Genomic DNA, 17,740 nt, shown 5'->3' with positions numbered 1-17,740 from the left:
TAATTCCTCTTGTTGACCCTACTCTTCGTTAAACCAGACAATATTACGTGCAGCCATGATCAGCTCACCCGCTTTTGTCTCGTCTAACTCTTCAATATCACTGATATCATCAGTGCCTTGCTCTGCTAGTGCTTCTAAGTCTGTGATACCACGGCTAGCTAAAACGAACGCAACATGGCGCTCCATACCTTCAAGATCGAGCAATTCTTGTTTAGGTTCATTAGCTTCCAATGACTCTTCATTTTTCAGCGCCTGGGTTGTCAGCGCTGCACGAGCACGATTACGTAATTCTTCAACGGTATCTTCGTCTAGGCCTTCAATGGCCAAAAGCTCACCTACAGGAACGTAAGCAACCTCTTCCAATGTTGTGAAACCTTCGTCAACCAATACGCTGGCGAAATCTTCATCAATATCCAAACCTTCAGTGAATACATGCAACACTTTTGCATTTTCTTCAGCATGTTTGCTATTCAAGTCTTCTACCGTCATAACATTGAGCTCCCAACCTGTTAACTGGCTGGCTAAGCGAACGTTTTGACCATTTCGACCAATTGCTTGCGCAAGGTTGTCAGCTTCAACCGCGACATCCATAGCATTGGCATCTTCATCAACAACGATTGATGCAACTTCGGCTGGTGCCATTGCGTTGATAACGAACTGTGCAGGGTTTTCGTCCCACAGTACGATATCGACACGCTCACCACCTAACTCACCGGAAACCGCTTGAACACGAGAGCCTCGCATACCAACACAAGCTCCCACTGGATCTAGGCGTTTATCGTTCGTTTTAACGGCGATTTTCGCACGTGAACCTGGGTCACGCGCTGCTGATTTAATCTCTAATGTTTCTTCAGCGATTTCTGGTACTTCCAAACGGAACAATTCAACCAGCATATCGGGGTGAGTACGGCTGATAAACAACTGTGCTCCACGCGCTTCTGGGCGAATGACATACAGCAAACCACGTACACGGTCACCTGGACGGAACGTTTCACGAGGCAACATATCGTCGCGGAAGATAACACCTTCAGCGTTATTCCCTAGGTCAATAATAACGTTGTCACGGTTCACTTTCTTAACCGTACCGGTCACCAAATCGCCAACACGGTCTTCGTATTCAGCAATCATTTGTGCGCGCTCGGCTTCACGCACTTTCTGTACGATAACCTGCTTCGCTGTTTGTGTAGTAATGCGGTCAAATGCAATCGATTCTATTTGTTCTTCAACATAGTCACCGACTTGGATCTCTGGCTCTTCAACTTGAGCCGCTGACAGCGTAATTTCTGCATATGGGTTTTCTTGTGGCTGATCATCTGGGATAACCATCCAACGACGGAATGTGTCGAAATCACCGGTTGAACGATCAATTTCTACACGAACTTCAATTTCGCCTTCATTCTTTTTCTTAGTGGCACTGGCCAAGGCAAATTCCAACGCTTCAAAAATTTTCTCACGAGGAACTTGCTTTTCATTTGATACGGCTTCCGCCACTAATAGTATTTCTTTACTCATCTCTTGCCTCATTGACAATTACAGCGCACTTGAGCTGTTAATCAAACGTTGGAACCAGGTTCCCTTTTTCTATATTCGCAAACGCCAGATCAAACGTCTGACCATCAACTTCTATACTGACAACACCGTTTTCAGCGGATATCAGCTTTCCTTTAAAATTTCGACGGTTGTTCATTGGCATTGATAAACGCACACTCACCACTTCACCAATTACCGCTTGGTAGTGCTGTTCTTTAAACAAAGGACGATCCATACCCGGTGAAGAAACTTCAAGGTTGTACTCAGTCGTGATCGGGTCTTCTACATCAAGAACCGCGCTGACTTGATGACTCACCTCGGCACAATCATCCACATTGATTCCATTTTCATGATCAATGAAGACACGCAAAATTGAATGCTTACCGGCGCGGACAAACTCTATGCCCACCAATTCAAAGCCCAATGCTTCTACCGGTGATGTCAACATTTCTGTTAGTCGTTTTTCTAATTGCGACAAACAAACCTCCAAATACGAAAAAAGGGCCTATAGCCCATCTGAAAAGCACCTTGTTCGTGCCGATACTGGAAAAACCAATAAAAAACCCCGGACAATGCGGGGCTCAAATACTGGATGGACGTTAAAACCATTCAACGACCAATTAAATGAATCGGCAAGTTGCGACGTTACAACAAGTGCCTCGCGTGAAACGTTACTATCCTTTCGAGGGAGCCCGTATCACAAAACTGGCCGTATTATATAGTGCAGGCATCAATGCTGCAACCATCTATTACTAACCGTCTCAGTGTATATGTTAACTTACTGAGAATTCTTGCGCTCTAAATACGCCTCGAGTTTATTGGAAATATTCTGCAAATGAGCCAGCAGCTCGGGAGACTCTTTCGCCAATTCTTCAATATGCTGATAAAACGCTTTTTGCTTATACTTCGTTAAATGCGCAATATCACTGTCATTTGCGGCGAAAGTGTTTGAAGCACCCAATAAGAATAGTTGCGATTGATAAGCAGACTCTTCTCGATAAAAACGTGGCAAACATTCTTTTTTCGCTATTTGACTACCGACAGGCTTCACAACCCGGCAATCGATAGCAAATTGCTTCTCATCATTGATCTGGTTGTAGGCTTCATACATTGCTTCTTTAGCTTTTTCATATTCTTTGAAATAGAAAGTGGCTGGTCGTTTTCCTTGAATCTTAATCACTTCCACTTCTTCCGCGTCAAACGTTTCTGAGTGATTTTGTGCAATAGCGGAGGTACATGTCATTGCGAGAGCCGCTGACATTAGTAAAGTACGCTTGAGTATCTTGTTCATATGTTCATCCTTAAAGTATTAGAAACCAGATCTAATCAGAGTGGCTCTGGTTCGACGTTAATATACTTCAATACAAAACGTCAAATATGACTGATCGTTCTAAAATACGACCGTTGGTTCAGTCTATAAATTTCAACGAGTATGCCCGATGTTCTTGGCGTGTTCTGTCACTACGCAGCCGCATACATAAAAAAACCTCGCATCATGCGAGGTTTTATTTGACCCAAAGATAGAAATAGCTTGTTAAAATATGGAGCAGTCAAAGCGTAATCAGTCGCCTTAATTGATATTAATGCCCGACAACCGCCATCGCATCGAGTGTCGCCATTACTTTTTCGCTCGCCTGTTCCATTCGAGACAAGCATTCTAAACACATCGCATTGTTGCCTGCTTTATGTGCTTCTAATGCCTTAACGCCATTTTGGTGAACTTGCTCATGTGGCTTTTCGAGTTGCTTATACGCCGATTCATTGCCAAACATTGCGCGACCTTCACCGTTATACCACTTACCTAGACGGCATGAGTGATGATCAACGAAATCATTTGCTGATTTAGAACTTAAACCGTAAAGCACTGAATATACGTCACATTTCCACACAATGTGATCCAGCTTTACGGTTTGGATAAATGTGCGGTTCGAGGAATCTGAAATCGTGTCCTTCATTGAATGGCAACATTCGATGATCTTACTGTAGTGATCATTTAGCGCCGCAACACCGCCTGATAACTCATCATTATTGCTGCTAATTTCATCTACAGAGCTTACCGCATATTTGGTATTTGAAATAATGTTACTAACCAGATCTGACACTTCACTGGCAGACTTATTGGTTTCTGTAGCCAATGTCCGAACTTCGTCTGCTACCACGCTAAAACCTCGACCTGCGTCACCTGCGCGAGCCGCCTCAATAGCAGCATTTAGCGCTAATAGGTTTGTTTGATCAGATATACTGGTAATGGTTGAAACAAACTTATTAATACTGTCCGCTTTCTCAGATAAGCCGGTAATACTCTCGTTCATACCAGACATTTTTCCGCCCATAGCGTTCATTGCACTGACAATATCAGCTAAAGATGACGACGCGACAGAAAACAGTTCATTCACCGTTTTAATCGATTCTGACTCTTGATCGATGCGTTGGAAAGAATCCAGCACCGTAGAGCGAATACCTTCAACTTGTTGAAGTGACTCAATAACAGAACGGGCTAACTTATTGTCAAAGGAGCCTGTATCGACAGAGCTCATTTTATCCAACTCAGAATGAAGCGCTCGGTTCTCATCTTTGAGGCGTTCTACTTCTTGTTCTAATTGCTGTATCTTAGACGTTAAAGTAGCGTTTTCGCGTTGAGCATCTTCTAAGCGTGAAGCTTTTACAAACATAATGACATCTCATTCAACAAGGTATGTATAAAGGTAGAGCAAGTTGGCTTTGAATGAAAACTCTTTTCACTGTTTAAAAGCATAATTTGAGTTCACAGAAAGTTTTAAGCCACAGCTCTCCATCCATCAATTTCATATCGGTTCTGAACTGAAAAGCTAAAGCCACATCCACACTAAAGTTGACACCACGCTGTTCACTCTATGGTTTCTTCCGAGAATCGAAATGCAGAAATCTGGGTTTGCAAAATTGTATCGCTAAAATCCTTCATCCCCGGATCTTGCCCTGCAGCGCCAACAGCAACCATTAACGGGATCAAGTGTTCCTCTTCACCGGTAGGGTGACTTTCTCGCGCACCAGGCGCCTTTTCCCACGCGGACAGTGCTTCATCTCTGCTTGCCACATCTGATAGCGCGCCAGCCAGCCAATCATCAAAACGTTTGGAAGGCTGAGTAAAACTCGCTTTCCCATACCCCCTCATGTTGTGAAAGCTCATTCCACTACCAATAATTAACACCCCTTCATCACGCAATGGGGCAAGCAGTTTTCCCAGTGCAATATGCTCAACTGCACTTAATGAACGCTTCAACGATACCTGAACCACAGGAATATCAGCGGCTGGAAACATAATCTTCAGTGGTATAAATACACCGTGGTCAAACCCTCTGTCGTTATCAAGCGTTGCCGTCATCCCCGCAGCTGATAATTGGTCTACAATGCGTTTGCTTAAATCGGGCATTCCTGACGCAGGGTAAGTCAACTGATAAGTGTGCTGAGGAAACCCGTAATAATCATACAGTAGTGACGGTTTTTCTGCGCCAGTCACCGAAATATCCTGCGTTAACCAATGAGCTGAAATTAACACAATTGCTGTAGGCCGCGACGGTAACGTTTCTGCTATCTCGGACAAATAACGCTCTAGTTTTGCCCATTCATCTTTTGGTGACCAATCCATGAAAAAACAGGGGCCAGCGCCATGCGGTATAAAGAATACGGGTTGTCGGTTTTTCATCATATATCTCTCGTTTGATACCAATAACCATAGTTTATTTACATATCGAGAGTATTAGAATATACATTTATTAGGATTAGTTTTTACTCTGGGTATTAAATGTTAGATCGTTTCACCAGTATGCGTATTTTTATAGACGCGTTAGATTTGGGTAGTCTCTCGGCTTCCGCACGCGCACAAAATATTTCTCCAGCAATGGCTGCCCGCCATATTGATGCTTTGGAGCAGCGCTTAGGGGTTAAATTGCTACATCGTTCTACACGCCAGCTTATACCGACTTCAGCTGGTCAGCGTTTTTTGGAATCCAGCCAACACATATTAAATGAGGTAATTGAGTTAGAAAGTGATATTACTTCGCGTCAAGAAGACATTTCCGGTGTGGTTAATATTAATGCGCCACATACATTTGGCTATAATTTTGTTTCACCTTTAATTCCCTCTCTTCTTAATGAATACCCCAATTTGTCCGTTAATTTGCACCTGAACGACAGTGTTAAAGATATGGTCACAGAAGGTTGGGATCTCACTATTCGAGTTGGCCATTTGAGTGACAGCGATTTGCGCGCGCGATGCATTGGCCAGTCTAAAATGTATGTGTGTGCCTCACCACAATATTGGCTCGCCAATGGTAAACCGTCTCGTATTCAAGAACTCGCTCAGTATAACTGCCTTAGTTATACACTCTCGCCCACCCAAGCAAATGGTAAATGGATGTTTGGGGTAAATGGGGAAATAGCCGTCCCTGTAAAAGGAAACTTCACTTCCAACAATGGTGAATCTTTGATGTTAGCGGCGACTATGGGGTTAGGCGTTATCTATCAGCCTGAGTTTGTTGTTCAAAAAGCGCTTAACAGCGGTACGTTGGAAGCCATTCCCCTGAATGAACCGCCCGTTAATTTAGGTGGGATACATGTATTATTTGCTGGTGAACGTAAAATGCCAGCGAAAGTGCGAGCCACAATAGACTTTTTGGTTGCTCAATTTCAATGATTCTATTTGAATGGAACTATACGTTGCTTTGGCTTAATCCCAACTGGAAGTATTAGCATAGATAAATAGTGCTGAGGCTATTTATCTATGATCCAAGCAACAAATAATATCCCTCAGCCTTAATTATCAGCGCCAACAATACGGTCAAAATACTCTACACATAGCCGCTCTGCGCGAGAGTTCAGCTCGACATCACACTGACTTCTCATATTTTTATATAGTGAGATGATGTGTTGGAATGCACTAATCAAAGACGCTTTTTCAGGTTTTGCTATCGTTGCCGTTAGCGCCTCTGCAAATTGAGGTAAACGTTGCTCAATTGTACGCACACCCGAAGGTGTGTGCCCATTTAGAGCTAGAGCTACCGGTGACAACACTGTTGTTCGTAAAAAGGACAAAAATTCCATCGCTTCATAATATTCGCCTCTAGCAATTTTGGTTGCGGCATAATGAACCCAGATCCAAAATCGATCTTCAACCCACTGTGGCGTCGGACAAGGGTAAGCATAGTCAGAATGTGTCAACAGCTCAGATAATACCTGCTCTCTCTCCCACACGACCTTGGTATCATCAACACGTTTCCCTGCATCTGGCAATGCAACAAATTTGAAATCAACATGGATCAGATCAGGTTCATACAATGCAATGACGAGGCGGGGTTCTCCCACATGCTCTCCGGTTACCGCCGCGACCAATCCATTAATAGTCTCAACCAGTTCAAAACGCATACTCATCACCGTATCGTAATGCTCTGGGTCAATAGCAATCACCAGATCAAGGTCACTGTATTGGTCCATTGCATCACTCGCAAAGGAGCCCCCTGCACCAATACCGAGTATTCGATGATCCATTGAAAATGACTCAACAATGCGAAGAAGCAGGCGCTTATGTGCTGCCGGAAGGGATTTTGGAAATTTCATATTTTACCTATGGATTTTGATGTTCAAAACTGCGAGAGCAGTTAGTGCGGTAAAATTAGCGCAGCACCTTAGATTAAGGGGTAATTATTCAAAAAACAATAGACACACTCCAGCCATCTGCCGGAGTGTTTTTAGTGACCGAAAACGAGGTATTGATTGACTCGAAAACAAACTTTCCGCATTCGTACTAGATCTTCCGAAACTCAATACCGGCATAAGTCAAAGATGTGACATCCTCGTCAATGTTAAACGTAATGACTGTGCCAGATGTCGGCTCTAATTCAACACGAATTTGTTCCGGTTCGTTCATGCCCGTAGAGCTCGAATGCATTACCCCCCACTCTACATCGAAACTTTGATTAACATTCTGTTTAACCACAATAGAGCCTAATAATGGGTGGTTGTATTCTCCAACATAGTGCTCTTTCGGTAAGCTCAAGACAAAACGTCTGCCCTGAATTTTTTCTTTTTCTTTAAGCAGCATCGCATCCAGACCTGACAACCTATCGGTTAATTGTTTAACTCGCTCGGTGACTGTATTTTTGATTGTTTCATCTCCCAACAGAGTACCGTAGACATAATCCGCAATGATGCTCGTCAGGCGTGGACTTAAAAAGTCTTCATTATTGATAACGACGACCCCGATTTTCGATTCAGGCATAAATGAAAGGTGTGCATGAGTGCCAGAAAATGCACCAAAATGATGTAGCATTCGCTGCTCTTTATAGTTTCCCGTATACCAACCCCAAGCATAACCATCACGTTTGAAATCTAAATAGGATGCCTCTGCCGTTACTTGTCGGACATGAGAGCGCTCGATAACATCTGCAGGATACACCTGTTTACCGTTCAGCACCCCGTAATTTAGTTGCGCGATCAAAAACCGTCCAAGATCAGATGCCGTAGCATACATGCCACCTGCTGCATGCATGGTGTTATCCGCTTTTTCTAAATACAACGCGGCTTGTCTGTCGGAATTTTTAAGTGAGTACGGTTTGGCAATATATTGTTGCTGTTTGATGGTCGAACGTCTGGCACTGGTTGCGTTCATCTGTGCAGGTTTGAACACTTGTAGCTGTAATTTTTCTTGCCAACCTTGTTGAAAAACCCGATCAGAATAAACACTGTAAATATTGTACCCAACATTCGTATATTTAAACTCGCCAACCGGTTCTTTAGATTCCGTAGACATACTAGCCACCAGTAGCTCTAGCGATTCGCTGGAATATTCACCGCTAAAGGCTGTCGCCAAAACTAATGGCAAATTATTGATGGATGCTGTGTGAGTCAGTAACGCCTTCGCCGTTACCATTTCTCGCCCATTCAATGCTAACTCAGGGAACATTTCAGGCAAGGTAACAGACGCCAAGTGACGGTCGCTTTTTTCATCCAGTAAGTAATTCAAAGCTGTAAAGGGTTTCGTTACCGAGGCGATATAGAAGCGCGTGTTCTCGCTTGTCGCGATACCGTTTTCAATATCTTGATAGCCGAAATTCCCCTGATAAATGATTTTATCGTCTTTGATCACTGCAACAGCAGTACCAGATGGTAACCTTGCAGCCGACTTAACTTCATTAACAAAGGAAGCTAGAAATTCAGTATCTAATGCGTGCTCTTGCGCATTCACGTTGTGCGTATGCACCGAAAATAGTAACAATGATAGTGATATTAACCTTCTCATAATTCCTCATCAATTTAACTGTTTCGCACATTTGAACAAAACGATAAGGCAACTTATAGAACAGATGTAACATCAACAGGCCGCCACACACGGTGGTGATAACAACGATCTTAACGCTTTAGGTGTTACTCCAAATTGCTTTTTCAACACCCGTGTAAAATGACTTTGATCCGCAAACCCCGCACTTGCACTAGCAGAGCTTATGGCTTCTTCATGACTCAGAATTGCCGATATTCCCTTTTGCAAGGCCAGCGACTGTCTATACTCAGTGATCGACAATCCAAAATGTGACTGAAACACTCTACTAAGATGTACTCGATGAACGCCAACGTCATCTGCAATTTGTTCTATATTCAGCTCGGTCTCATGCAACGCTTGCTCGGCAAGTCTTAGCCATGAAGGCGCAGTTTTGATTGTATGGTTTTCTTGAACTGATGAACTAATCAGCCCTAATACCAACTCATCGACATCAACATCTAGTGAGCGCATCGGCTGGAACATCAGCGAACACATTGACTTCCATAAATTTTTAGCAGTAGAGACCTGAACCAGCCCCCAATTTAGTTTTCCAAATTCCGCAACAAATGCATCATCTTCGGACGCTAAATTGATTGAAAGAAATAACGCGCCGTTTGGACCTATACGGTTGCTATGTTTGTATCCGACTGGTTTGTATTCAGCGACGCCTTTGGTTTGGTAAAGCTCTGTATTGATGTTGTGCTCGTGTGCTTGGCCTGACAACAACGTCGAAAACTGCCCTACCGAGTGAGTATGTAATGGCATATAAACATCAGGCGCGTAATACACCAATCTGACATCTTTCACGATATCATTCTTCTGCGGAAGCAGTGATACTGCATTGTGCTCTTCGTCTTCCAGCCAGCGAATACTGTTCATCATAGCCAGGCCACCATTAAAATAAATGAACCCGTGTTTACACGACACAAGATCCAAGACTTGAAATTATGATAAGCATAGTAGATTTCCAATGTGCACTACTCAAGGAAACACTTGCAACAAACTATTTCGAGCATTACCGATAAAGTCTATTCCTTTGGGAGTAGAGCAACGTTTTTAGCCCTACTCTGGGTGATCTGTGCTGAGATAAAAATATTAATGAAAGATCATGTGCAGCGACATGAACTGTCATGTCGTTTTTAATGGTTGGAAACAGGCTCACCGAATGAAGAGCCTGTTTTATAAAGACAACTTTCTACCCGTCATCCTCGAGCAATCGAGGATCTTCTGAAGATAAGGAGCTGATGTTTAAACGCGCCAAGTCGACATTGGTCATACTGAGTAAATTGATGAGGTAAAAATAGCCAAATTCATAGATTTGATGTTCTGACATTCGCCACTTCTGATCTTTAATAGATTAGATACTCAGCATTGGTATAGTTATGTTAAGTCTGTGATTTTGACGAATGTCGGGTAATTGTCAGGTCCGTTTCGTAACCGACACTGCTAAAATCAAACAAAATTCCTGAACCTAGGTTACTTATGCAAGCATTTACTCTTAAACCATTGCGAATTAGTCGCCATTTGTCGCAAGAGCAGTTAGCTCAAATGTCTGGCTTAAATGTAAGGACTATTCAGAGAATAGAGAGTGGGCAAAAGGCAAGTGTCGAATCACTGAAATGTATAGCGGCAGCCTTGGATGTCGATATTGATGTTTTAATTCAGGAGAAGGTTATGATTGATAAAAATTCTGAAAACTGGCGTACGCTGCCATTACTATTAAAAATCTGGTTCGCATTTAATTTCTTACAGTTAAGGCCTACTCGGGATTCTGCTTCGCGTGTAGAATTTATCGCTCATGCATTCGGCTTTCTTTTTTGCTGTGTCGGATTTATCAGCGAGCCAGCACTAGCAGGCGGTGTCATATTATTAGGTTCCGCCTACTTTTTTCACTTTTTAAAGTGGCAGGGCGATAAATACGGAATTTGGTATGAGCAGCCAACCGATTAATGAGTGCCGAGTCATTCATGGGCAAATGATGATACGCCAAATCATACCGCAACAGGCATGTATCAGGGGCTTTGTTAGAAGCTGGGAAAGAGAGAGTCGCTGTAATGCTTTTTCATTTTGAGATCTCCATTGTCTCCAGTTTATCGGAAATCTCATCAATGTCTTGGTGTTGAATTTGGGGGGAGAGGTAAGTTGCCCTCAAATTCCATTCAACATTTTTAAAATGCAAATATGAGGGCGAAATTGTGCGCAGCAGTTCACTTTTGAAAGAATAATGCTTGTATCGTCCTCCAATCTAACGGGTCATAGGTCCCATCAGACATTCTAGTACATTGTACGGTGACCATATTGGTGCCAATTTCTCTCTTTTGTCGACACTTGTGATTAGTTGCTTCTGCACCATATTTCTGCATGAACTTCTCGACTGTTGGTGCCCAATGCTTCTGAACTTCTTCTGGGATCGCATCCGATATCTTCGCAAACGCGAATCGTCTTTCAGGTGTTTTCTCTTCAAGGGCTACATTCATCCAAGCCCAACCCAGCTCATTATTAATCGGCGTACCTAAGCCTTCAAAATACATCTTTGCCAAGAAAAATTGACTGTCTTTGTGTCCTTGCTCGGCGCTTCTAGTCAATAATCTCAAGGCATTTTCATAATTTTTAGCATGTAGTGCAGAGATACCTAAATCTCTATACAAGGCGTATTGAGACACACTTGTGCTGAGTTTTTCTAACTTTTCTCCGGTTACTTCTATCTTTTCGATATCAAATGATTCTGGTGTTGACGCAACGACTAACTTCGTCATCAAAAGCACCAGCACAATAACCAGGGTCTTTAATAATATAGGCATACGATAACTTCCTTTTTTGTAGACTCCCAACAGTCTGAAATATGCGGTGTAAACTACTTTACAGCGAAAGCAATGGACACCCACTCCCTTTTTATCACTTGCAGGTAAATGCTTTTAACACATATACCTACAAGTTTTGTTAAGATTATAAAGACAAACGCTCTCGTTCACAGCAATACGTTCAAAACAACTTCAACCATTTATATAAACGAGCACTATCGAGCGAGTTTTATGCTTTAAGCGCCTTCTCACTATCCCGCTTTCTTGAAGAATAGAGCTTGCATGGTCCTGAAATCTAGCGGATCTAAGCTTCCATCAGTCATTCTAGTGCATTGCACCGTGATCAAATTGGTGCCAAGCTCTTTCTTTTGTCGACACGTATGGCCCGTTGCTTCTGCGCCATATTGCTGCATGAACTTCTCGACTGTTGGCGCCCAATGTTTCTGAACTTCTTCTGGGATCGCATCCGATACTTTCTCAAATGCAAATCGTCTTTCGGGTGTTTTTTCCTCAAGGGCTACATTCATCCATGCCCAGCCCAATTCATTGTTAACCGGCGTGCCTAAGCCTTCAAAATACATTTTTGCCAAGAAGAACTGACTGTCTTTGTGACCTTGTTCGGCGCTTCTAGTCAATAATCTCAAGGCATTTTCATAATTTTTAGCATGCAGTGCAGAGATACCTAGATCTCGATATAAGACATATTCGGACACACTTGTACTGAGTTTTTCTAACTTTTCTCCGGTTATTTCGATCTTTTCGATATCCACCGTGTCTTGTGTTGATGCAACGACTAATTTCGCCATCATCAACACAAGCAATATAACGAAAGTCATTAATGTTAGACGCATGCGATACTCTCCTTTCTTTGTAGACTTTTAACAGCCTGAACCATGTAATGATAATTGCCGCTTATCAAAAGCAATCCACATCTACTCCATTTTCAATTACTTCTAGGGTTAAAAATGCTTTTAACACAATTACCTAAAAGTCTTACAAGCTTAGAAAGGTAAACACACTCGTTCACTGCAATACGTTCAAAAAAAATATCCTTTCGTTCGAAACATGCATTAAAGGTTGGTTGAAGGAGGCATTTTAACGTCAGCTTTAAATTCCATGTTCCTTTTCATGCAACCATTCGCTGAAGCGCTCCACATTCGAAATTTGCTGCCTGCGTTTTTCATCTTCGCCCATCCGCTGTCGGGCCTTCTCTAATAGATTTTCAATTTCAGATTGGATCGCGGTTAATTTTGCTTGCCGTTCTTCCCCAGAAAGGGACTCGTCATTCAACACGTCTTGTTTCTCTTTTTCCAAAGCTTCTAACTTTTCACGATCAATACCAAGACGTGCATCCCACAGCAATTGAGTTAACGTATCCAGCAAAAAAGTATCGCCGCCACCAGACTCAGTATTTTCAATGCTATCCTCGGGCGGTGTATAATGTTGATCCTTTACTTGAGTAGATGACATGTCACTTGCAACATCAAACGATGAGTCATTGCTTCCCAATAATTCACTGAATCGCTCGTATACGCCTTTAAGCATCAAGTTGTAATCTGTCCAACCATCGAAACCGACTCTGAACTCTAAATTGCCATACAAACGCGAAAAAAACTCTTCTATTCCTTCAGCACTCCACTGCTGCTCAGGCGAGGGGGCTTGCTGCTTAGGCACCCCCTCGATGTTTACACCATAAATCATATGATGCATGGTTAGTTCCAAGGTGGCCTTCTCAAAGGGTTCAAGGCCAGCAGTCGCTTCGTTCCATGCTTTTTTAACGAACTCTGGCGCATTCACTGGTGGGAAATGAATACTTCTGCCAATACCGATTTCCACAATCCCATCGTTATTTAGATCAACTAAATCTGACCCGTCAGGCTGAGCCAACAGATTCTTCGCACCTTCGTTACTCAATCCATCAACGATGATGTTGTCAACGAGTGAATTGGCTTTTTGCAGTGTGTTCAACTCCACAGCATCCAACGTTTTTAAAAACGCCTTCGCTGACAAATCACTGTCTTTCGCTTCTGCTAATATCGCTTGATATGCCTCTATATCTCTTTCATTGAGCTTTCTTGCATTTAAAAGCGCCAGTGATTTTGATGAAAATGTTTGTACGTTCATGATCTTTCCCGATCCGCCTGTACTGGAATTATTAGTAACAGCACAGGCGGTTAATGGTTACTGTAGGTACTTTGAAACTCTAATGCTTATTGATAAAGCTCAATCTCGTCGACTTCGATGTAATTCGGATCTCCAAAATTACGTACAAATTGAAGCTTGATGAATCGACCTTGCAATTTCTCAGGCAATGCAAGCGTATTGCTGGCGTTGTTTTGCAATGATATTTCCATAGTGTCAGTAAAGGTTTGTCCGTCATTAGATGAAGATATGCTGACAGTGCGTGGTAAACGCCCTAGTCCAAGCGATTGCTCATTAATGAAAATGCCAAGCCCTGACAACGTAACAACAGTTCCAAAATCAACTTCAACCCACGGGTTAACACGCACATTATCGCTGTCCCATTGCTTGGTCAGCCATATGCCACGCCCTATTTTGCCCTGTGACTCTTCATTGACTTGTTGAGAATAAACATATCCATCAAATGCAGCCGCTGCACTATCATTGTTGTAATACTCACTACTGGAAATGCTGCTCTCTTCCAGTCCGTTGCTGCCTATTAGCGCAACGTTGCCATTTAACCCGGTTTCTTCTAACGGACCATTGTTATACGAACCTCCATTGTCGCTGTACAGTGGCAACAGTGTCAGTGCTGACATTGAGCAGTCTTGTGCGGAATATGAAAATTTGACCAGTTGTTGGCTTTGTCTGGCTAAGATCATGGTGTCGAGCCAGGCAGACGCATAGGGCTCATTTAACGGAAAGTAGATACCATCTTCTAAACATGATGGCTCGTCATCTTCATTAATTGTTATAAATTTAACATTGACGTAATTATCGGAGCCAATTTCAACTTCATTGGCGATAGACTGGTATTCTTCAGCATTAGCTGAAGCGGCAAGCATACTCAAAAGACAAGCTGCAGTAAGGGCTTTCATAAACGTGATAACTCCTGTAATCAATCACTTATAAATACCTCTCTCCTACACTCTCGGTATACTGTAGACACATTTTTCGCAAAAATACATGCCATTCGTCTGAAATGCGGTACTGCTAAACAAAACGGCTATCCGCCCCAACTTGTATATTTACTAGCTTTTATCTTGCGCTCTCAACGCCTTGATAATAGAGGCATCTGCCCAATAAATATTAGCGTTACCTGATGCATTTAAACGATGAAAAATAAGAAATTTACCGTCAGGTGTTACGCTCGCAGCAGCGTCCCACCCATCTGTATTGATGGTTGGTCCCAAGTTGATGGCCTCCCCCCAGGCACCATCCTTCTGCTTAAAACTGATATATATATCCGAATCACCAAAACCATTCTCGCGACGGCTATCCCAAAGCAAATAGGATTCGTCAGGTGCAATAAAAGGATGCGCATTGAATGTACCGGAGTTTATGATCTTGCTAAACGCGAGTGGATGTTTCCTTTCACCATCGATTAATCGCGAGTAGCGAATCGTTCCATCCCCGTCCGCCGAGCCGACCTCATCGAATACAAAAGTACCCGCAAGAGAACTCGTCATGCGCATTATGCGATACACTTCAAATGATGCGCCAAGCCCTTTCACGTCTGACCAACCATCAGGCGTCCAAACTTTGTAACGTCTACCGAGGTGCATCAATTTACCGCTTGGCGCAATCATGGGTTGACCAACAGGCTTGGAGATCACCGATTCTTGCCACTGATTGTTAATATTTTCAAATACCACAAACTCCACACCATTGTCGGTCCCAGAGTCTCGTAAAAAATAAAATGCGTTCAGATCTGGCGTGAAAGTCCCACCATAGGTATAACGCTCAGTAGACACTATTCCAGGAGCGAAAACTTTTACTTCAGCGCCTGGTGGTGTTTGCCCCAAATAAGGTCCCTGTATAGCCCCTGTTTGCCCATAACTAAAATCGATTACAACGATAGCCAGCAATAACGCCGCGATAAAATGTTTAGCACTCATTGGTTGTCCTTGTCTGAAAGTACCTGCTTCTTCGATTTACAGATACTGACTCTACACATCTTTATTTCGACGTTTTTCTATACAAATAACAACCAAACTCGTCCTGTTTTTGATACCAATTAACGCTGGGTCAATGCATAAAAAAGCACCAACGACGCCACAATACAACTGACCGTTCTGACGTGATTCCAACGCGTCCAACTAGATAAATAATACGCCCACGTATCTTCTCGGTCTCTATCGGTTGTGGCTTCAAGCCGATTGTTTAGCGGCACGTTTTTAACTACCGTGCACACAAACATACCAACAATATAAGTCAAAGCCCCCGCTTTAACTGATACGTCTTCAGAGACGAAAACTAGCGTTGCACACACCATTGTTGAGAGGAAAAATAACGGTAGAAAAAAAGAATTTACGATTTCACGATTAATGCTGTTCATACAATCAACCGCGCTTTCTGTGCTCATGGTTGATAAACTTTTCATGATGAAGCCTGAAAAAGCAAAATAAATACCGCCCATCAACGCACTCGCGATAGCAACAAATACAAGCAATCCCGTTTCTAGCATATAGCCTCCAATTTTATCTTAACACCCACAAGAATGTGAGTTGCGTCACTAGAGCTTAAATCTTAAAAGAGAGTAGCCTGTGCTCACCGCAACATAGTGAGCCAATTATAAAGAGGTGCTTAAATCTGAAATTGACGAAACGTTCAAAAGTCTCAACTTAACGTCCAAGGGAGATTACAAATTAAAAGGATATCGGTGGCAACACACCTGCAAATTTTTAGTATCAATACAGGTTAGACCTTCTTCTTCTTCCGCCATAGTCGATAGTGTCTCACCTTGACCGCTCCAAACACTTGATTGACCACAACTGATATAACTGTCATTGGGGCCTATTGCGTTTGCCATCATCACAATAATACCGTGTTGTTTGGCTATATCGGCATAATGTTCAAACGCCACATGCATACCTTTTTTTCTTTTGCAACACTGGCCACGTATATTGTCGCACCTCGCGCAACCGCCTCATTCACGTGCGAAAATTGCAGAGACTCATAGCAAATGGCTGGCGCCACCAAGTCATCTTGATGTGTTAATAATATTTGCTCTTGACCAGAATCAAAGAAGGGGTACTCATCACTATGCAAAATCTGCTTTGCATACGCTTTATAATCGCCCTCTGGAATGAAATACATTTGTGTAATGTACAGCTTGCCATCTTTTCTAAGCGGTAACCCAACCCCGATGAGTAGGTTGAATTCCTCACTTTTACTCGCAAAACTCGACAACCGCTGGTCATCTTCATACATAGCTAAACTCTCTGCCAGCGTGGGCTCATAACCAGTAATCGATAATTCTGGAAAGGCGATAAAGTCCATTTTAAGCTTGATTGCCGCATCGATAAATTCGAGGTGCTTAGTTATATTAAATGCAATATCACCGGTCTTAGCTTGCATTTGAGCCACACACATACGCATTGTTATTGTTCTCTCCACTTCATTCGATAATGTGGTTTCATTGCTCAGTATTCATCAATGGCTTTTCAATTGTAAATGTAACGCCCCATTCTTTATAAAGGAACAATAATCCCCAGCGAATTAATCAGTAGTTTCGGCGAGTGTGCCGCGTGAAATGAACGCTGCTATTATCGATAGCGCCACTACTAAAATGGCAACAAACACAGCCAACTCCAAACCCAAAACTTGGCTCCCCAGATTACCTGATTGAACGCTCCCCCCTACATGCTCGGAAAGGAGATGAGAAAAAATCACGCCGCCCATTACGCAGCAAGATATTAAAGCAGCCAGTTTAATTTGACCTCTCAGCCACGCCAACCACAATGCCATTAGGCCTAATGCTATATGTGTGAACAGCTGCCACACTTCGTGAAAACGAGCATGGGGTGGCCAATCAGGGTTAAACACGTGCGTTTGATTCCACTCTAATACCGGTATCACAACCACATAAAAAAGAACGCCGAATGATATAAGACATTTACTAAGAAGCTGTGTACGCATATGACTATCTCCCAAT

The 17,740-nt window shown here is 42.8% G+C and carries 20 protein-coding genes; 2 read left to right on the top strand and 18 right to left on the bottom strand.

What is annotated here, in order from left to right; genetic code table 11:
• Nucleotides 1-18: 18 nt before the first annotated feature.
• From nusA to CSH93_RS00210, 5 genes are all read right to left on the bottom strand, one after another.
• The gene (gene nusA / locus CSH93_RS00230) at nt 19-1,512 is read right to left on the bottom strand and encodes a transcription termination factor NusA (RefSeq protein WP_100640693.1); all 1,494 of its coding nucleotides are present in this window, start codon (nt 1,510-1,512) and stop codon (nt 19-21) included.
• Between the two features lie 37 nt (nt 1,513-1,549).
• Nucleotides 1,550-2,008: a ribosome maturation factor RimP gene (rimP, locus tag CSH93_RS00225; protein WP_100640691.1), complete on the bottom strand. Its 459-nt coding sequence runs from the start codon at nt 2,006-2,008 to the stop codon at nt 1,550-1,552.
• A 300-nt stretch (nt 2,009-2,308) separates the two neighbouring features.
• Nucleotides 2,309-2,821: a hypothetical protein gene (locus CSH93_RS00220; protein WP_100640689.1), complete on the bottom strand. Its 513-nt coding sequence runs from the start codon at nt 2,819-2,821 to the stop codon at nt 2,309-2,311.
• 289 nt (nt 2,822-3,110) lie between these two features.
• Nucleotides 3,111-4,202, bottom strand: a complete 1,092-nt coding sequence (locus CSH93_RS00215) for a methyl-accepting chemotaxis protein (RefSeq protein WP_100640687.1) — start codon at nt 4,200-4,202, stop codon at nt 3,111-3,113.
• A gap of 194 nt (nt 4,203-4,396) precedes the next feature.
• A complete protein-coding gene (locus CSH93_RS00210) occupies nt 4,397-5,215 on the bottom strand; it encodes a DODA-type extradiol aromatic ring-opening family dioxygenase (RefSeq protein ID WP_100640684.1) in 819 nt (272 codons plus the stop codon).
• Between the two features lie 96 nt (nt 5,216-5,311).
• On the opposite strand from CSH93_RS00210, the gene CSH93_RS00205 reads away from it, so the two are divergent.
• Complete coding sequence (locus tag CSH93_RS00205) at nt 5,312-6,202, top strand: LysR family transcriptional regulator (RefSeq protein WP_100640682.1); 891 nt, start codon at nt 5,312-5,314, stop codon at nt 6,200-6,202.
• A 119-nt stretch (nt 6,203-6,321) separates the two neighbouring features.
• Here the strand turns inward: CSH93_RS00205 and CSH93_RS00200 are convergent, their stop codons facing one another.
• From CSH93_RS00200 to CSH93_RS17870, 4 genes are all read right to left on the bottom strand, one after another.
• The gene (locus CSH93_RS00200; protein ID WP_100640680.1) at nt 6,322-7,122 is read right to left on the bottom strand and encodes a nucleotidyltransferase domain-containing protein; all 801 of its coding nucleotides are present in this window, start codon (nt 7,120-7,122) and stop codon (nt 6,322-6,324) included.
• A gap of 187 nt (nt 7,123-7,309) precedes the next feature.
• On the bottom strand, nt 7,310-8,803 hold the full coding sequence (locus CSH93_RS00195) for a serine hydrolase domain-containing protein (protein ID WP_100640677.1): 1,494 nt from the start codon (nt 8,801-8,803) through the stop codon (nt 7,310-7,312).
• A gap of 72 nt (nt 8,804-8,875) precedes the next feature.
• Nucleotides 8,876-9,703, bottom strand: coding sequence for a helix-turn-helix domain-containing protein (locus CSH93_RS00190; protein WP_100640675.1), 828 nt, complete (start codon nt 9,701-9,703; stop codon nt 8,876-8,878).
• 313 nt (nt 9,704-10,016) lie between these two features.
• Nucleotides 10,017-10,154: a hypothetical protein gene (locus CSH93_RS17870; protein ID WP_164078257.1), complete on the bottom strand. Its 138-nt coding sequence runs from the start codon at nt 10,152-10,154 to the stop codon at nt 10,017-10,019.
• A gap of 149 nt (nt 10,155-10,303) precedes the next feature.
• Here CSH93_RS17870 and CSH93_RS00185 point away from each other — a divergent pair, with 149 nt between their 5' ends.
• Nucleotides 10,304-10,771: a helix-turn-helix domain-containing protein gene (locus CSH93_RS00185; RefSeq protein ID WP_100640673.1), complete on the top strand. Its 468-nt coding sequence runs from the start codon at nt 10,304-10,306 to the stop codon at nt 10,769-10,771.
• A gap of 257 nt (nt 10,772-11,028) precedes the next feature.
• Here the strand turns inward: CSH93_RS00185 and CSH93_RS00180 are convergent, their stop codons facing one another.
• From CSH93_RS00180 to CSH93_RS00140, 9 genes are all read right to left on the bottom strand, one after another.
• Nucleotides 11,029-11,577: a tetratricopeptide repeat protein gene (locus tag CSH93_RS00180; protein WP_124748916.1), complete on the bottom strand. Its 549-nt coding sequence runs from the start codon at nt 11,575-11,577 to the stop codon at nt 11,029-11,031.
• Between the two features lie 296 nt (nt 11,578-11,873).
• Complete coding sequence (locus CSH93_RS00175) at nt 11,874-12,473, bottom strand: tetratricopeptide repeat protein (RefSeq protein ID WP_100640669.1); 600 nt, start codon at nt 12,471-12,473, stop codon at nt 11,874-11,876.
• 256 nt (nt 12,474-12,729) lie between these two features.
• Nucleotides 12,730-13,746 (bottom strand): hypothetical protein, encoded by a 1,017-nt coding sequence (locus CSH93_RS00170; protein WP_100640667.1) that lies wholly within the window; start codon nt 13,744-13,746, stop codon nt 12,730-12,732.
• Between the two features lie 86 nt (nt 13,747-13,832).
• Nucleotides 13,833-14,681: a discoidin domain-containing protein gene (locus tag CSH93_RS00165; protein WP_100640665.1), complete on the bottom strand. Its 849-nt coding sequence runs from the start codon at nt 14,679-14,681 to the stop codon at nt 13,833-13,835.
• 153 nt (nt 14,682-14,834) lie between these two features.
• Nucleotides 14,835-15,701: a TolB family protein gene (locus CSH93_RS00160; RefSeq protein WP_100640663.1), complete on the bottom strand. Its 867-nt coding sequence runs from the start codon at nt 15,699-15,701 to the stop codon at nt 14,835-14,837.
• 119 nt (nt 15,702-15,820) lie between these two features.
• A complete protein-coding gene (locus CSH93_RS00155; protein WP_100640660.1) occupies nt 15,821-16,270 on the bottom strand; it encodes an anthrone oxygenase family protein in 450 nt (149 codons plus the stop codon).
• Nucleotides 16,271-16,444: 174 nt separating this feature from the next.
• Nucleotides 16,445-16,669, bottom strand: a complete 225-nt coding sequence (locus CSH93_RS00150) for a hypothetical protein (RefSeq protein ID WP_100640658.1) — start codon at nt 16,667-16,669, stop codon at nt 16,445-16,447.
• Nucleotides 16,642-17,163 carry a carbon-nitrogen hydrolase family protein gene (locus tag CSH93_RS00145; RefSeq protein ID WP_240615489.1) on the bottom strand — a complete coding sequence of 174 codons (522 nt, stop codon included), beginning with the start codon at nt 17,161-17,163 and terminating at the stop codon, nt 16,642-16,644. Before CSH93_RS00145 ends, CSH93_RS00150 begins: the two co-directional genes overlap by 28 nt.
• Nucleotides 17,164-17,304: 141 nt before the next feature.
• A complete protein-coding gene (locus CSH93_RS00140) occupies nt 17,305-17,724 on the bottom strand; it encodes a DUF6640 family protein (protein ID WP_100640653.1) in 420 nt (139 codons plus the stop codon).
• Nucleotides 17,725-17,740: the final 16 nt, after the last annotated feature.

This window comes from Neoalteromonas facilis, from assembly GCF_002807665.1.
In the GTDB taxonomy this organism is placed as follows: Bacteria; Pseudomonadota; Gammaproteobacteria; order Enterobacterales; family Alteromonadaceae; genus Alteromonas_E; species Alteromonas_E facilis.
Note: the sequence above shows the minus strand (reverse complement) of the source record. Positions and strands in the feature narration are given on the sequence as shown.

Excerpts from the sequence above, each read along its gene's own strand:
- CSH93_RS00145 (WP_240615489.1), bottom strand. The coding sequence starts at position 17,163 with ATGCAAGCTAAGACCGGTGATATTGCATTTAATATAACTAAGCACCTC.
- CSH93_RS00175 (WP_100640669.1), bottom strand. The coding sequence starts at position 12,473 with ATGCGTCTAACATTAATGACTTTCGTTATATTGCTTGTGTTGATGATG.
- CSH93_RS00220 (WP_100640689.1), bottom strand. The coding sequence starts at position 2,821 with ATGAACAAGATACTCAAGCGTACTTTACTAATGTCAGCGGCTCTCGCA.
- CSH93_RS00160 (WP_100640663.1), bottom strand. The coding sequence starts at position 15,701 with ATGAGTGCTAAACATTTTATCGCGGCGTTATTGCTGGCTATCGTTGTA.
- nusA (WP_100640693.1), bottom strand. The coding sequence starts at position 1,512 with ATGAGTAAAGAAATACTATTAGTGGCGGAAGCCGTATCAAATGAAAAG.
- CSH93_RS17870 (WP_164078257.1), bottom strand. The coding sequence starts at position 10,154 with ATGTCAGAACATCAAATCTATGAATTTGGCTATTTTTACCTCATCAAT.
- CSH93_RS00155 (WP_100640660.1), bottom strand. The coding sequence starts at position 16,270 with ATGCTAGAAACGGGATTGCTTGTATTTGTTGCTATCGCGAGTGCGTTG.
- CSH93_RS00205 (WP_100640682.1), top strand. The coding sequence starts at position 5,312 with ATGTTAGATCGTTTCACCAGTATGCGTATTTTTATAGACGCGTTAGAT.
- CSH93_RS00170 (WP_100640667.1), bottom strand. The coding sequence starts at position 13,746 with ATGAACGTACAAACATTTTCATCAAAATCACTGGCGCTTTTAAATGCA.
- CSH93_RS00190 (WP_100640675.1), bottom strand. The coding sequence starts at position 9,703 with ATGATGAACAGTATTCGCTGGCTGGAAGACGAAGAGCACAATGCAGTA.
- CSH93_RS00180 (WP_124748916.1), bottom strand. The coding sequence starts at position 11,577 with ATGACGAAGTTAGTCGTTGCGTCAACACCAGAATCATTTGATATCGAA.
- CSH93_RS00195 (WP_100640677.1), bottom strand. The coding sequence starts at position 8,803 with ATGAGAAGGTTAATATCACTATCATTGTTACTATTTTCGGTGCATACG.
- CSH93_RS00215 (WP_100640687.1), bottom strand. The coding sequence starts at position 4,202 with ATGTTTGTAAAAGCTTCACGCTTAGAAGATGCTCAACGCGAAAACGCT.
- CSH93_RS00140 (WP_100640653.1), bottom strand. The coding sequence starts at position 17,724 with ATGCGTACACAGCTTCTTAGTAAATGTCTTATATCATTCGGCGTTCTT.
- CSH93_RS00200 (WP_100640680.1), bottom strand. The coding sequence starts at position 7,122 with ATGAAATTTCCAAAATCCCTTCCGGCAGCACATAAGCGCCTGCTTCTT.
- CSH93_RS00210 (WP_100640684.1), bottom strand. The coding sequence starts at position 5,215 with ATGATGAAAAACCGACAACCCGTATTCTTTATACCGCATGGCGCTGGC.
- CSH93_RS00185 (WP_100640673.1), top strand. The coding sequence starts at position 10,304 with ATGCAAGCATTTACTCTTAAACCATTGCGAATTAGTCGCCATTTGTCG.
- CSH93_RS00165 (WP_100640665.1), bottom strand. The coding sequence starts at position 14,681 with ATGAAAGCCCTTACTGCAGCTTGTCTTTTGAGTATGCTTGCCGCTTCA.